This window comes from Streptomyces sp. NPDC031426, assembly GCF_055581585.1.
The window spans coordinates 100309-114351 of sequence record NZ_JBVIJE010000024.1 but is presented as its reverse complement, the minus strand read 5'-3'; the positions used below and the strand labels follow the sequence as shown (position 1 = coordinate 114351).

Below are 14043 nucleotides of genomic sequence, written 5' to 3'. Positions count from 1 at the left end.
AAACGCCCGGTTACATTCCGAACCCGGAAGCTAAGCCTCACAGCGCCGATGGTACTGCAGGGGGGACCCTGTGGGAGAGTAGGACACCGCCGAACTCCTTTTACAGCTCCGGCTCTTGGGCACTGCCCAGGGGCCGGAGCTTTTTTGCGTTGAGGTAGGGTCAGGGGGCATCGTTGGCTCGTTTCCCACAGGAGGCCCCCGGGTGGAGGTCCAGGAGACGCGTGTCCAGACGGACCGTGTCCTCACCATCCCCAACATCCTCAGCATGGCCCGGCTCGTCGGCGTACCCGTCTTCCTGTGGCTGATCCTCAGGCCCGAGTTCGGGGGTCCCAAGAGCGACGGCTGGGCCCTCCTCGTGCTGGCCTTCAGCGGGATCAGTGACTATCTGGACGGCAAGCTCGCCCGGCGCTGGAATCAGATCAGCAGCCTCGGCCGGCTTCTCGATCCCGCCGCCGACCGACTCTATGTCCTTTCCACGCTGGTCGGTCTCACCTGGCGGGAGATCCTGCCGCTCTGGCTGACCGCCCTCCTGCTGGCGAGAGAGCTGATGCTTCTGGTGATGGTGGGCATCCTCCGCCGGCACGGGTATCCGCCGCCCCAGGTGAACTTCCTCGGGAAGGCAGCGACCTTCAACTTGATGTACGCCTTCCCGTTGTTGCTCCTTAGCGACGGGAGCGGTTGGATCGCGTCACTGGCCGCTGTTTTCGGATGGGCGTTCGCCGGGTGGGGTACAACGCTCTACTGGTGGGCAGGAGTGCTCTACGTGGTACAGGTCCGCCGTTTGGTTCGTGCGGACGCCATGGCCGATTGAGCTCGGCGATTGTCCCGGACGTTACGCCACGATGGCCCGCGGTGGAAAAGTGCGGGACAATCTGGACGGGTGAAGTCGGCTAGACCGTCGTCTCTTGTGAGGAGGACGCTTCCGACATGAAGGCCGTCGTGATGGCCGGGGGCGAAGGCACCCGCCTGCGCCCCATGACCTCTAGCATGCCCAAGCCGCTCCTGCCTGTGGCCAACCGCCCGATCATGGAGCATGTGCTACGGCTGCTCAAAAGGCACGGGCTCACCGAGACCGTCGTCACCGTGCAGTTCCTGGCATCGCTCGTCAAGAACTACTTCGGTGACGGCGAAGAGCTCGGAATGGAGCTCACCTATGCCAATGAGGAGAAGCCACTCGGTACCGCCGGAAGCGTCAAGAACGCCGAAGAGGCGTTGAAGGACGATGCCTTCCTCGTCATCTCCGGTGATGCCCTGACCGACTTCGACCTCACGGAGCTGATCAACTTCCACAAGGAGAAGGGCGCGCTGGTCACGGTCTGTCTGACCCGGGTGCCCAATCCGCTGGAGTTCGGCATCACCATCGTCGACGAGGAAGGCAAGGTCGAGCGTTTTCTGGAGAAGCCGACCTGGGGGCAGGTCTTCTCCGACACGGTCAACACGGGCATCTATGTCATGGAGCCCGAGGTATTCAACTACGTCGAACCCGATGTTCCGGTCGACTGGTCCGGCGACGTCTTCCCGCAGTTGATGAAGGAAGGCAAGCCGATCTACGGCTTTGTCGCCGAGGGCTACTGGGAGGACGTCGGCACCCACGAGAGCTATGTGAAGGCCCAGGCCGATGTGCTGGAGCGCAAGGTCAACGTCGACATCGACGGCTTCGAGATCTCGCCGGGTGTCTGGGTGGCCGAGGGTGCCGAGGTGCATCCCGATGCCGTGCTGCGCGGGCCGCTGTACATCGGCGACTACGCGAAGGTCGAGGCCGGCGCCGAGATCCGGGAGCACTCCGTCGTCGGCTCGAACGTCGTCGTCAAGAGCGGCGCCTTTCTGCACAAGGCAGTCGTGCACGACAACGTGTACGTCGGGCAGCACAGCAATCTGCGTGGCTGTGTCGTCGGCAAGAACACCGACATCATGCGTGCCGCGCGGATCGAGGACGGGGCGGTCATCGGTGACGAGTGCCTGATCGGCGAGGAGTCGATCGTTCAGGGCAACGTCCGGGTCTACCCGTTCAAGACCATCGAGGCGGGTGCCTTCGTCAACACGTCCGTCATCTGGGAGTCCAGGGGGCAGGCCCATCTGTTCGGCGCCCGTGGTGTGTCCGGCATCCTGAACGTTGAGATCACGCCGGAACTCGCCGTGCGGCTGGCCGGCGCCTACGCGACCACCCTCAAGAAGGGCTCCACGGTCACCACGGCCCGCGACCACTCCCGAGGCGCCCGAGCGCTCAAGCGGGCGGTCATCTCCGCTCTGCAGGCCAGCGCCATCGACGTACGCGACCTGGAGAACGTACCGCTGCCCGTGGCCCGGCAGCAGACCGCGCGCGGCAGCGCCGGCGGCATCATGATCAGGACCTCGCCCGGAGTGCCGGACTCGGTCGACATCATGTTCTTCGACGGCAACGGCGCCGACCTGTCGCAGGGCAGCCAGCGCAAGCTGGACCGGGTGTTCGCGCGGCAGGAGTACCGGCGGGCGTTCCCCGGTGAGATCGGCGACCTGTACTTCCCGGCGAGCGTCTTCGACTCCTACACCGGATCGCTGCTGCGGAACGTGGACACGACCGGGATCGCCGAATCCGGCATGAAGGTCGTCGTCGACGCCTCCAACGGCAGCGCCGGTCTGGTGCTGCCCAGCCTGCTCGGCAAGCTCGGGGTGGACTCCCTGACCATCAACCCCGGTCTTGACGAGTCCCGGCCCACGGAGACGGAGGAGATGCGGCGCAAGGGGCTGGTGCGGCTGGGCGAGATAGTCGCGTCCTCGGGGGCCGCGTTCGGTGTCCGGTTCGACCCCGTGGGCGAGCGGCTGTCGCTCGTCGACGAGAAGGGCCGGATCATCGAGGACGACCGCGCGCTGCTGGTGATGCTGGACCTGGTGGCCGCGGAGCGGCGCAGCGGCCGGGTGGCACTGCCGGTGACCACGACCCGGATCGCCGAGCAGGTGGCCGCCTATCACGGCACCCAGGTCGAGTGGACCACCACCTCGCCCGACGACCTCACCCGTGTCGGCGGCGAGGAGGGCACCATCTTCGGCGGTGACGGCAAGGGCGGGTTCATCGTCCCCGAGTTCAGCAGCGTCTACGACGGCACGGCGGCCTTCGTACGGCTGATCGGGCTGGTGGCGCGTACACAGCTCACGCTGAGCCAGATCGACGCGCGGATCCCGCGGGCGCATGTCCTCAAGCGGGACCTGGCCACGCCGTGGGCCGTCAAGGGTCTGGTCATGCGGCGGGTGGTCGAGGCCGCCGGGGATCGCTTTGTCGACACGACGGATGGTGTGCGGGTCGTGGAGACGGACGGGCGCTGGGTGATGGTGCTGCCCGACCCGGCCGAGGCCGTCACCCATCTGTGGGCCGAGGGACCCGACGACGCCTCGGCGCAGGCCCTGCTGGACGAGTGGTCGGCCGTGGTGGACAGCGCCGGGAGGTAAGGACGGACGGTAAGACCGGGCGGTGGGAGTACCTGCCACCGCGCGGCAAAACCCACGCACGCGCGCGTGCCGGACAAGTGTCCCCCAAGGGGGCCTGTCCGGCACGCCGGTGGGGCCATTCGGAGGTACTCCGCGCGACATGCGACGATGTGCGGCATGCCGCAGCAACCCCCCGTTCGGAGCAGCCCCACGCGGGCGCAGCGCCCGGACGCCTCCATGTCGTTGATCACCAACGTCATGGACCACAGTCTCGACGACGGGTATGCCGAGGCCGCCGCCCGCAAGAAGTCCCGGGGCGAGGGCGGCCTGCCCAGGACCCTCAGGGCGAAGCTCGGCCTCGCGGCCGGCCTCGTCCTCGCGGCGCTGGTCGTGACCGTCGGGGCGGCCCAGACGCGGGCGGCGGCGCCCGTGGTGGCCAAGGAGCGACAGGAGCTGATCGACCGCATCGACAGCGAGACCGCGAGCGCGGACAAGCTGGAGGGCACGGTCGACCGGCTCCGGGACGACGTCGGCGCGCGCCAGCGGGCGGCGCTGAAGTCGATCGGCGGCAGTGCCCAGGCGGACCTGGTGGGCGTGCTGTCGGGGGCCACGGCGGTCCACGGTCCGGGCGTCAAGCTCGTCGTGGACGACGCCAAGGAGGCCAGTACCGGCGGTGACGGCACCAATCCGCGAGAGACCTCCGGATTCTCCGACACCGGCCGGGTCCGGGACCGGGACATGCAGCGCGTGGTGAACGGGCTGTGGGAGTCCGGCGCCGAGGCCGTCTCCATCAACGGGCAGCGGCTGACCGCCCTGTCCGCGATCAGGGCTGCGGGGGACGCGATACTTGTCGACAACAGACCGCTGGTGCCGCCGTACACGGTGCTGGCGGTGGGGGACGGGGAACGGTTGAACACCGGGTTCCAGAACAGCGCGGACGGTCTGTATCTGCACGCCCTGGAGCAGAACTTCGGCATCCGCACCACCATCTCGACGGAGGGTGACGTACGGTTGCCCGCCGCACCGAGTGTGATCGTACGCACAGCACAGCCGAGCACCGAGAAGACTGAGAAGGGCACATCGTGATCGCCGTACTGGGCCTCGTCGTGGGAGTCGTGGCCGGCCTTTTGGTCCGGCCCGAGGTTCCGGCGGTCGTCGAGCCTTATCTGCCGATCGCCGTCGTCGCGGCGCTGGACGCCGTCTTCGGCGGTCTGCGGGCCATGCTCGACGGGATCTTCGACGACAAGGTCTTCGTGGTGTCGTTCCTGTCGAACGTGGTCGTCGCCGCGCTCATCGTGTTCCTCGGCGACAAGTTGGGCGTGGGTGCGCAGCTGTCCACGGGTGTCGTGGTCGTCCTCGGCATCCGGATCTTCTCCAACGCCGCGGCGATCCGGCGGCATGTGTTCCGGGCGTGACACCGATGAGCGAGCAGAACGAACGGAACGAGCAGCCGGAGCAGCCGGAGAACCGGCTGCGCAAGGAACTGCCCGAGGAGGTGCCCGCGCGGGCACCGGAGCCGGCGCCGGAGCAGACGGGGGAGCGGCCGCTGACCGGCCGGCAGCGGCTGGTCGAGGGACTGTGGCCGCCGCGTTTCACCCGGGCCCAACTCATCGTCGCCCTGCTGCTGTTCGGCCTCGGCTTCGGCCTGGCGGTGCAGGTGGCGTCCAACAGCGACACGGACAGCGCGCTGCGCGGCGCCCGCCAGGAAGATCTTGTTCGCATTCTCGATGAACTGGATTCGCGCACTCAGCGTCTTGAGGACGAGAAGCAGGGACTCGAAAAGCAGCGCCAGGAACTGCAGAGCAGCTCCGACCAGGCGGCGGAGGCTCGCAAGCAGACGGCCGAGAAGGAGAGGCAACTCGGCATCCTGGCGGGCACCGTGGCGGCGCAGGGACCCGGCATCACGATGACGATCGAGGACACGAAGGGGACGGTCAAGGCGGACATGCTGCTCGACGCGATCCAGGAGCTGCGTGCGGCCGGTGCGGAGGCGATCCAGGTCAACGGGGTCCGGGTGGTCGCAGGCACTTACTTCACGGACTCCGGCAACAGCATCGGCGTCGATGGGAACAAGATCAACGCCCCCTATCGTTTCAAGGTCATCGGCAAGCCGCAGGACCTGGAGCCGGCGCTGAACATTCCGGGAGGCGTGGTGCAGACGCTGGAGAAGGAGCAGGCCACGGTGACGGTCCAGCAGTCGGGCAAGATCGTCGTGGACGCCTTGCGACAGGCGAAGCGGCCTGACTACGCTCGGTCGTCCTCCCAGTGAACCGGCGGTGCATGGGGGACGTCCGGCAGGGGCATGAGGTTGCGGGGGGTCGGCGCACCGAAGGGGTGGTGCGTGGTGGAAACTGTCTGGTGGATACGGACGTTGTGAGAATGTCCGGCTCGGCCGGTGAAGGCAATCAGGGTTCGTCCTGCCCCACGGGCGGGTCTGTTTCGGTCAAGGGGAATCGCCCGTGAAGTTGTTTGCGAAGTTGTTCCGCAAGAGCGCGCGAGAGGGCAGCGACAACGCGACCGCTCGTCATCGCGCACAGCCCGACGCGGAGGGCCAGCGCCCGCTGTTCCGGGACCAGGTCGCTGGTCCGGGCGGTGACATTTCCGGAGGTCAGAGCGGGGCGTCGGTTGACCCTGCGCAGTCCGGCGGCATAGGTTTCGGGCAACCGTCAACCTCAGGTGCGGGTGGAGGGTTCGCCCCCGGTCCGTACGCGTCCAACGCCCCGGCGGGGCAGCCGCAGGAGGATCCGTCCATGTCGGTCCTGGTGTGTACGAGGTGCGGTAACCGCAACGCGGAGAACGCCCGCTTCTGTTCCAACTGTGGCGCGCCGCTGCGCCCCGGAGTGGCGCCGGAGCGTGCCTCCGAGACGACGTCCACGATCTCGATCTCCGGTCTCGAGGCCTATGACGCCGAGGTCACCGGCCAGACGCAGATGCCGATGCTGTCGCCCGAGGCGCAGGCCGCGGTGGACGCGCTGCCGATGGGCTCGGCGCTGCTGGTGGTGCGCCGGGGGCCGAACTCGGGCAGCCGCTTCCTGCTGGACAGCGACCTGACCACGGCCGGCCGCCATCCGCAGAGCGACATCTTCCTGGACGACGTCACGGTCTCGCGTCGGCACGTGGAGTTCCGCCGCCACGCGGACGGCTCGTTCACCGTGGCCGACGTGGGCAGTCTGAACGGCACGTACGTCAACCGCGAGCGGATCGACCAGGTCGCTCTGTCGAACGGTGACGAGGTGCAGATCGGCAAGTACCGGCTGGTGTTCTACGCGAGCCGGCAGGGCATCTGACCCGCCCCCGGACGGGTGTCCGGGGGGACCCCAGGGAAGGTCCATGCTTCAAACACCGAGCGGCGGTGCCGGAAGCGGTACCGCCGCCAGGGACAGTGGGCTGATGAGCATCGGCACGGTGCTGAACGCGCTGCGCGACGAATTCCCCGAAGTCACCATCTCCAAGATCCGTTTCCTGGAGTCGGAGGGGCTCATCGAGCCGCAGCGGACCCCTTCGGGGTACCGCAAGTTCAGCGCCGGGGACGTCGAGCGCCTGGCGCATGTGCTGCGGATGCAGCGGGACCACTATCTGCCGCTCAAGGTGATCCGCGAGCACTTGGACGCCATGGAGCGGGGTGAGGCCGTCCAGCTGCCCGCCGTGGGCCGTCAGCGCCCCGGTGAGGACGTTGCGGAGCCGGCCGTGGTGCCCACGGTGGCCCGGATCGGCAGGGCCGAGCTGCTGGCGGCCGCGGAGATCGACGAGGGCGACCTCAAGGAGTGGGAGTCGTACGGGCTCATCGCTCCGCTGGAGGACGGGGCGTACGACGCCGAGGCGGTCACCGTGGCCTCGCTCGTGGCCGAACTGGGCCGGTTCGGGATCGAGCCGCGCCACCTTCGGGTGATGAAGGCGGCCGCGGACCGCGAGGCCGGTCTGGTCGACCAGGTGGTGGCCCCCCTCAGGCGCCACCGCAACCCGCAGACGAGGGCCCATGCCGAGGCTCGGGCGAAGGAGCTGGCGGCACTCACGGTGAAGCTGCACGCGGCACTGGTGCAGACCGCTCTCGGGGTGCGGCTGCCCTGAACAGGGGGCAGTGATCGGCCGGATCGGCCACCTGTTCCCGGCCCGACTACCCAAACGTCCCGAGCACGGCCTAGGGTTGCTGTGTGAACGAGCTCGATGTCGTAGGTGTCCGGGTCGAAATGCCCTCCAACCAACCGATCGTGCTCCTGCGCGAAGTGGGAGGCGACCGTTACCTCCCCATCTGGATCGGGCCGGGGGAGGCGACGGCGATCGCGTTCGCCCAGCAGGGCATGGCCCCCGCCAGGCCGCTGACCCACGACCTGTTCAAGGACGTGCTGGAGGCTGTCGGCCAGGAGCTGACCGAAGTACGCATCACCGATCTGCGTGAAGGTGTTTTCTACGCGGAGCTGGTCTTCGCGAGCGGCGTCGAGGTCAGCGCCCGCCCCTCCGATGCCATAGCGCTGGCCCTGCGCACCGGAACGCCGATCTACGGCAGTGACGCGGTGCTGGACGACGCCGGCATCGCCATTCCGGACGAGCAGGAGGACGAGGTGGAGAAGTTCCGCGAGTTCCTCGACCAGATCTCGCCCGAGGACTTCGGCACCAGCAGCCAGTGAGGCCGAACGGCCGGTGAGCGTCGGCGCCCCGTGTGCGGGCAATTGCCACCGGCCATCGAGAGCGTCCTACGGCCTCCGCCGAACGCATTCGGCTAGCCTTTCCCCGCGGTGGGACACGGGAAACCACTCCTAGGGTGATTATCACTCGGCGTGCCGAGTGTGGCGATCGTTGACGCACCCCTGGTGACTGCCTACCGTCGTGAAGGCAGGTCAAGGACGGAGGTCGGCGTGAGAACCAGCGGCGACGGTACGGCTGGGGGTGCCCCCGGACGCGGGTTCGGGGAGAGCGGTCCGTACCCTCCCCCTAGCTCTCAGCTGCGTTCGAACAGGGGGTACCCCCAACCGAGCAGCGCGGTCGCTCACGCTCCGCAGCGGCCGACGGTGGTGCCGAACGGCGGAGGGGCGGCGTCCATGGCGGCGGAACAGATCGGCTACCGCGGGCCCACGGCCTGCGCGGCCGCGGGCATCACCTACCGGCAGCTGGACTACTGGGCGCGCACCGGCCTGGTCGAGCCGAGCGTGCGGCCCGCGTACGGATCGGGGACACAGCGGCTGTACAGCTTCCGCGACGTCGTCGTCCTGAAGATCGTCAAGCGCTTCCTGGACACCGGGGTCTCGCTGCAGAACATCCGCACGGCCGTGCAGCACCTCAGGGAACGCGGTTTCCGTGACCTGGAGCGGATGACCCTGATGAGCGATGGCGCCACGGTGTACGAGTGCACCTCGCCGGACGAGGTCCACGCCCTGCTCCAGGGCGGTCAGGGCATCTTCGGGATCGCCGTCGGCGTGGTGTGGCGGGACGTGGAAAGCGCGCTCTCCCAGCTGCACGGTGAGCGCATCGACACCGGCGAGACGCTGGTCGGGCACAACCCCGCGGACGAGCTGGCGCGGCGCCGCAACCGGGCGGTCTGAGCGCCGGGCGCCTCAGCCGTTTCCCGGCGCCACGGCATTGTCAGTGCCGTCGTGCAGCATCGGAGATGTGAGAAACGCGCCCACGATCCTGCATCTCGACATGGATGCCTTCTACGCCTCGGTGGAGCAGGCATCCAAGCCGAGCCTGCGCGGGAAGGCGGTCGTCGTGGGCGGCCTCGGGCCGCGCGGGGTGGTGGCCACCGCGTCGTACGAGGCACGCGCATTCGGGGTCCACTCGGCGATGCCCATGGCGCAGGCGCGCAGGCTGGCTCCCAACGCCGCGTATCTGGTGCCGCGCTTCACCGTGTACCGGTCGATCAGCGAGCAGGTGATGGCGCTGCTGCGGGAGCTGTCGCCGCTGGTGGAGCCGCTCAGCCTGGACGAGGCGTTCGTGGATCTGGAGGCCGGGGGGAGAGCCTGGGACGAGGAGTCGGCGCGGCTGGTCGGGATCAGGCTGCGCGCGGACATCCGGGCGGTCACCGGGCTGACCGGATCGGTGGGGCTCGCCGCCTCCAAAATGCTCGCCAAGATCGCTTCGGAGCAGGCCAAGCCGGACGGCCTGGTGCTCATCGAGCCGGGATCCGAGCGGGCGCTGCTGGGGCCGATGCCGGTGCGGACCCTGCCGGGGGTCGGGCCGGCCACCGGGGACCATCTGCGCCGGGCCGGGATCACGACGGTCGAGGAGCTGGCCGAGGCGGGCGAGGACGAGTTGGTGCGGCTGCTGGGCAAGGCGCACGGTCAGGCGCTGTACGCCATGGCCCTGGCCCATGACGAGCGGCCCGTGGTGGCCGAGCGTGGGGCGAAGTCCGTGTCGGTCGAGGACACCTACGACGTGGACATCCATGACCGGCTGCGGATCGGGCTGGAGGTGCAGCGGCTCGCCGACCGGTGTGTGGGGCGGCTGCGCGGGGCCGGGCTGTCGGGGCGGACGATCGTGCTGAAGGTGCGCAGGTACGACTTCTCGACCCTGACCCGCTCCGAGACGCTCAGAGGGCCCACGGACGATCCCGCGGTCGTGCGGGAGGCGGCCGCGCGGCTCCTGGACTCCGTGGACACCACGGGTGGGGTACGGCTGCTGGGCGTGGGTGTCTCCGGGCTCGCCGACTACACCCAGGAGGACCTGTTCGCGCAGGCGATGCCCGCGCCGGCGGCGCAGATGCCGGAGGAGACCGGGGCCGAGGTCGTCGTGGAGCGGCCGGAGCCTGTCGAACGGCACTGGCGGGCGGGACAGGACGTAAGGCACGCCGAGCACGGGCACGGGTGGGTGCAGGGGAGTGGGCTGGGGCGGGTCACCGTGCGGTTCGAGACGCCGCAGTCCCTTCCGGGGAGGGTGCGGACGTTCCTTGTCGATGATCCTGCGCTGGAGCCTGCCGATCCGCTGCCGTTGGTCGCGGAGGCCTCCGATCAGGTCTCCTCCGACCCGGCCAGCTTGCCGAAGTCGTGGTCCGGGGCCGAGGGAGGTGATGCCACGTCCAGGCCGTAGTGGTGGTAGAGCTGCAGCTCCTGCTCGGGGGAGAGATGGCGGCCCACGCCGAAGTCGGGGGCGTCCTTGATCAGGGCGCGGTCGAAGGGGACGTGCAGGGAGCCTTCGATCAGTTCGCTCGGTTCCAGGGGGACGAAGGCGTCTCGGGAGAACAGGCCGGTGCGTATCGCCGCCCACTCGGGCACTCCGGTCGCGTCGTCGAGGTACACCTCGTCGATGGTCCCGATCTTGGTGCCATTGCGGTCGAACGCCTTGCGGCCGATCAGGTTGCGCGGATCGATGTCGGTCTGCACGGTCCCTCTCCCTCCACGTGGTCGCAACTCATCCGTAAGCACTACGAAAGAGCACATTCAGGGAGGCGGCCACTCGAGGACCCCGTCGTTGACCTCGCTGGTAGGCTGACAGCGGCTGCTGACCCCGTGCGGGAGAGTCCTCCGACCACCTCGGAGGCGCCGAAGGAGCAAATCCTCCCCGGAATCTCTCAGGCTCACGTACCGCACGGACGAGGTCACTCTGGAAAGCAGGGCGGGCGTCGACGGCTCCCGCTCTCACCGACGGTGAAAGCCGGGACATACCCGGTGAAGCTCTCAGGTTGAGATGACAGAGGGGGAGGCCGTCGGGGCACCCGCACCGTGGTGCCCTTCGAAGGTCGCGTCAGACCAGGAGGCCTCCGCAATGACCGCCCATCGCATTCCGCTCCCGGAGCTCGAAGCGGGCATCCCGTTCGAGCAGCGCCACATCGGGCCCGACCAGGAGGCGCGGGCCAAGATGCTCGCGCAGGTCGGCTACGGCTCGCTGGACGAGCTCACCGCCGCGGCGGTCCCGGATGTGATCAAGAACGCCGACGCCCTCGACCTGCCGGGCGCCCGCACCGAGGCCGAGGTCCTCGCCGAGCTGCGCTCGCTGGCCGACCGCAACCAGGTCCTCGACTCCATGATCGGGCTGGGCTACTACGGGACGTTCACCCCGCCCGTCATCCTGCGCAACGTCATGGAGAACCCGGCCTGGTACACGGCCTACACGCCGTACCAGCCGGAGATCTCCCAGGGCCGCCTCGAGGCCCTGCTGAACTTCCAGACGATGGTCGCCGACCTCACCGGGCTGCCCACCTCGGGCGCCTCCCTGCTGGACGAGGGCACCGCCGCCGCCGAGGCCATGGCGCTGTCCCGGCGCATGGGCAGGAACAAGAAGGGTCTGTTCCTGGTCGACGCGGACGCGCTGCCGCAGACCATCGCCGTCATCCAGACCCGCGCCGAGCCGACCGGTGTCGAGGTCGTCGTCGCCGACCTCGGCGACGGCATCCCGGCCGACATCGCCGAGCGCGAGATCAACGGCGTCCTGATCCAGTACCCGGGCGCCTCCGGTGCCGTACGCGACATCAAGCCGGTCATCGACCAGGCCCACGAGCTGGGCGCGCTCGTCACCGTCGCAGCCGACCTGCTCGCGCTGACCCTGCTGACCTCCCCGGGCGAGCTCGGCGCGGACATCGCCGTCGGCACCACCCAGCGCTTCGGTGTGCCGATGGGCTTCGGCGGTCCGCACGCCGGCTACATGGCCGTGCACGAGAAGTTCGCGCGCAGCCTGCCCGGCCGGCTGGTCGGTGTCTCCGTCGACGCCGACGGGAACAAGGCGTACCGGCTCGCGCTGCAGACCCGTGAGCAGCACATCCGCCGTGAGAAGGCCACCAGCAACATCTGCACCGCGCAGGTGCTGCTCGCCGTGATGGCCGGCATGTACGCCGTCTACCACGGTCCGGAGGGCCTGCAGACCATCGCCCGGCGCACCCACCGGTACGCCACGATCCTCGCCGAGGGACTGAAGGCCGGCGGCGTCGAGATCGTGCACGGCGCGTTCTTCGACACCCTCACCGCGCGCGTGCCCGGCAAGGCCGCCGAGATCGCCGCCGCAGCCCGGGAGTACGGCGTCAACCTGCACCTGGCCGACGCCGACCATGTCTCGATCGCCTGCGACGAGACGACCAAGCGGGCTCAGGTCGCCGCCGTGTGGTCCGCCTTCGGTGTCGAGGGCGACATCGAGGCGCTGGACGCGACCGCCGAGGAGACCCTCCCCGAGGCGCTGCTGCGCACCGACGCCTTCCTCACCCACCCGGTCTTCCACCAGCACCGCTCCGAGACCGCCATGCTGCGCTACCTGCGCAAGCTGGCCGACCGCGACTACGCGCTCGACCGCGGCATGATCCCGCTGGGCTCCTGCACCATGAAGCTCAACGCGACCACGGAGATGGAGCCGGTCACCTGGCCCGAGTTCGGCCAGGTGCACCCCTTCGCCCCGGCCGAGCAGGCCGAGGGCTACCTCACGCTCATCCGCGAGCTGGAGGAACGTCTCGCCGAGGTCACCGGCTACGACAAGGTCTCCCTGCAGCCGAACGCCGGTTCCCAGGGCGAGCTGGCCGGTCTGCTCGCCGTACGCGGCTACCACCGCGCGCGCGGCGACGAGCAGCGCACCGTCTGTCTGATCCCGTCCTCCGCGCACGGCACCAACGCCGCCAGCGCCGTGATGGCCGGCATGAAGGTCGTCGTCGTCAAGACCGCCGAGGACGGCGAGATCGACGTCGAGGACCTGCGCGCCAAGATCGAGCAGTACCGCGACGAGCTGGCGGTGCTGATGATCACCTACCCGTCGACGCACGGTGTGTTCGAGGAGCACGTCGCGGACATCTGCGCCCGGGTCCACGAGGCCGGCGGCCAGGTCTACGTCGACGGCGCCAACCTCAACGCCCTGGTCGGCCTCGCCAAGCCGGGCCACTTCGGCGGTGACGTCTCCCACCTGAACCTGCACAAGACCTTCTGCATCCCGCACGGCGGCGGCGGTCCCGGTGTCGGCCCGGTCGCGGTCCGCTCGCACCTGGCGCCGTACCTGCCGAACCACCCGATGCAGCCGGCCGCGGGTCCGGAGACGGGCGTCGGCCCGATCTCGGCCGCCCCCTGGGGTTCCGCCGGCATTCTGCCCATCTCCTGGGCGTACGTCCGGCTGATGGGCGGCGAGGGCCTCAAGCGCGCCACGCAGGTGGCCGTGCTGTCGGCGAACTACATCGCCAAGCGCCTGGAGCCGCACTACCCGGTGCTCTACACCGGCCCCGGCAACCTGGTCGCGCACGAGTGCATCATCGACCTGCGTCCGCTGACCAAGGCGACCGGCGTGAGCGTGGACGACGTGGCCAAGCGCCTGATCGACTACGGCTTCCACGCGCCGACCATGTCCTTCCCGGTGGCCGGCACGCTGATGATCGAGCCGACGGAGTCCGAGGACATCGCCGAGCTGGACCGGTTCTGCGACGCGCTGATCGCCATCCGCGCGGAGATCGAGAAGGTCGGCGCGGGCGAGTGGCCGGCGGAGGACAACCCGCTGCGGGGCGCCCCGCACACCGCCGCCGCGCTCGGCGGTGAGTGGACGCACGCCTACAGCCGTGAGGAGGCCGTCTTCCCGGCCGGTGTCTCGGCCGCCGACAAGTACTGGCCGCCGGTCCGCCGTATCGACCAGGCCTTCGGTGACCGCAACCTGGTGTGCTCCTGCCCGCCGCTGGACGCCTACGAGGACTGACGCCGTCGCGTACGAGGACTGAGCAAGCGGTGCCACAGGGCCCCGTCCGGTTTCCGGGCG

Annotated in this window: 12 protein-coding genes, 1 rRNA gene and 1 riboswitch; of the genes, 12 read left to right on the top strand and 1 reads right to left on the bottom strand. The window is 69.2% G+C overall.

The annotated features are described in order from the left end of the window. The 11 genes from rrf to ACZ5NH_RS34840 form a co-directional block, all read left to right on the top strand. Positions 1-95 (top strand): 5S ribosomal RNA (gene rrf, locus ACZ5NH_RS34890); the annotation flags it as partial. 107 nt (positions 96-202) lie between these two features. Beyond that, positions 203-811, top strand: a complete 609-nt coding sequence (locus ACZ5NH_RS34885; RefSeq protein WP_228616882.1) for a CDP-alcohol phosphatidyltransferase family protein — start codon at positions 203-205, stop codon at positions 809-811. A 116-nt stretch (positions 812-927) separates the two neighbouring features. Beyond that, on the top strand, positions 928-3423 hold the full coding sequence (locus ACZ5NH_RS34880; protein ID WP_468781034.1) for a sugar phosphate nucleotidyltransferase: 2496 nt from the start codon (positions 928-930) through the stop codon (positions 3421-3423). A gap of 147 nt (positions 3424-3570) precedes the next feature. Further along, entirely contained in the window at positions 3571-4488 is a 918-nt protein-coding gene (locus tag ACZ5NH_RS34875; RefSeq protein WP_388632391.1) for a DUF881 domain-containing protein, read from the top strand. Continuing rightward, on the top strand, positions 4485-4817 hold the full coding sequence (locus ACZ5NH_RS34870; RefSeq protein WP_003988855.1) for a small basic family protein: 333 nt from the start codon (positions 4485-4487) through the stop codon (positions 4815-4817). The genes ACZ5NH_RS34875 and ACZ5NH_RS34870 overlap by 4 nt, the downstream gene beginning before the upstream one ends. A gap of 5 nt (positions 4818-4822) precedes the next feature. Then, complete coding sequence (locus tag ACZ5NH_RS34865; protein WP_468781031.1) at positions 4823-5671, top strand: DUF881 domain-containing protein; 849 nt, start codon at positions 4823-4825, stop codon at positions 5669-5671. Positions 5672-6152: 481 nt separating this feature from the next. Next, complete coding sequence (locus tag ACZ5NH_RS34860) at positions 6153-6689, top strand: FHA domain-containing protein (RefSeq protein ID WP_388632395.1); 537 nt, start codon at positions 6153-6155, stop codon at positions 6687-6689. Positions 6690-6732: 43 nt separating this feature from the next. Then, complete coding sequence (gene ftsR / locus ACZ5NH_RS34855; RefSeq protein WP_468781029.1) at positions 6733-7470, top strand: transcriptional regulator FtsR; 738 nt, start codon at positions 6733-6735, stop codon at positions 7468-7470. Between the two features lie 83 nt (positions 7471-7553). Further along, positions 7554-8027, top strand: coding sequence for a bifunctional nuclease family protein (locus ACZ5NH_RS34850; RefSeq protein ID WP_053666762.1), 474 nt, complete (start codon positions 7554-7556; stop codon positions 8025-8027). A 228-nt stretch (positions 8028-8255) separates the two neighbouring features. Then, positions 8256-8939 carry a MerR family transcriptional regulator gene (locus ACZ5NH_RS34845; protein ID WP_388632400.1) on the top strand — a complete coding sequence of 228 codons (684 nt, stop codon included), beginning with the start codon at positions 8256-8258 and terminating at the stop codon, positions 8937-8939. Between the two features lie 67 nt (positions 8940-9006). Then, the gene (locus ACZ5NH_RS34840; protein ID WP_468781026.1) at positions 9007-10422 is read left to right on the top strand and encodes a DNA polymerase IV; all 1416 of its coding nucleotides are present in this window, start codon (positions 9007-9009) and stop codon (positions 10420-10422) included. On the opposite strand, the gene ACZ5NH_RS34835 is transcribed toward ACZ5NH_RS34840, so the two are convergent. Beyond that, a complete protein-coding gene (locus ACZ5NH_RS34835; RefSeq protein ID WP_388632405.1) occupies positions 10344-10715 on the bottom strand; it encodes a PRC-barrel domain-containing protein in 372 nt (123 codons plus the stop codon). The two genes, ACZ5NH_RS34840 and ACZ5NH_RS34835, sit on opposite strands and share 79 nt — an antisense overlap. A 119-nt stretch (positions 10716-10834) precedes the next feature. After that, positions 10835-10929: riboswitch (glycine riboswitch) on the top strand. Positions 10930-11097: 168 nt separating this feature from the next. Here ACZ5NH_RS34835 and gcvP point away from each other — a divergent pair. Next, on the top strand, positions 11098-13983 hold the full coding sequence (gcvP, locus tag ACZ5NH_RS34830; RefSeq protein WP_468781023.1) for an aminomethyl-transferring glycine dehydrogenase: 2886 nt from the start codon (positions 11098-11100) through the stop codon (positions 13981-13983). The last annotated feature ends 60 nt before the right edge of the window (positions 13984-14043 follow it).

Bases quoted from the DNA above. Each gene is read 5' to 3' on its own strand.
- ACZ5NH_RS34860 (WP_388632395.1), top strand. From the start codon at position 6,153: ATGTCGGTCCTGGTGTGTACGAGGTGCGGTAACCGCAACGCGGAGAAC.
- ACZ5NH_RS34875 (WP_388632391.1), top strand. From the start codon at position 3,571: ATGTGCGGCATGCCGCAGCAACCCCCCGTTCGGAGCAGCCCCACGCGG.
- gcvP (WP_468781023.1), top strand. From the start codon at position 11,098: ATGACCGCCCATCGCATTCCGCTCCCGGAGCTCGAAGCGGGCATCCCG.
- ftsR (WP_468781029.1), top strand. From the start codon at position 6,733: ATGCTTCAAACACCGAGCGGCGGTGCCGGAAGCGGTACCGCCGCCAGG.
- ACZ5NH_RS34865 (WP_468781031.1), top strand. From the start codon at position 4,823: ATGAGCGAGCAGAACGAACGGAACGAGCAGCCGGAGCAGCCGGAGAAC.
- ACZ5NH_RS34880 (WP_468781034.1), top strand. From the start codon at position 928: ATGAAGGCCGTCGTGATGGCCGGGGGCGAAGGCACCCGCCTGCGCCCC.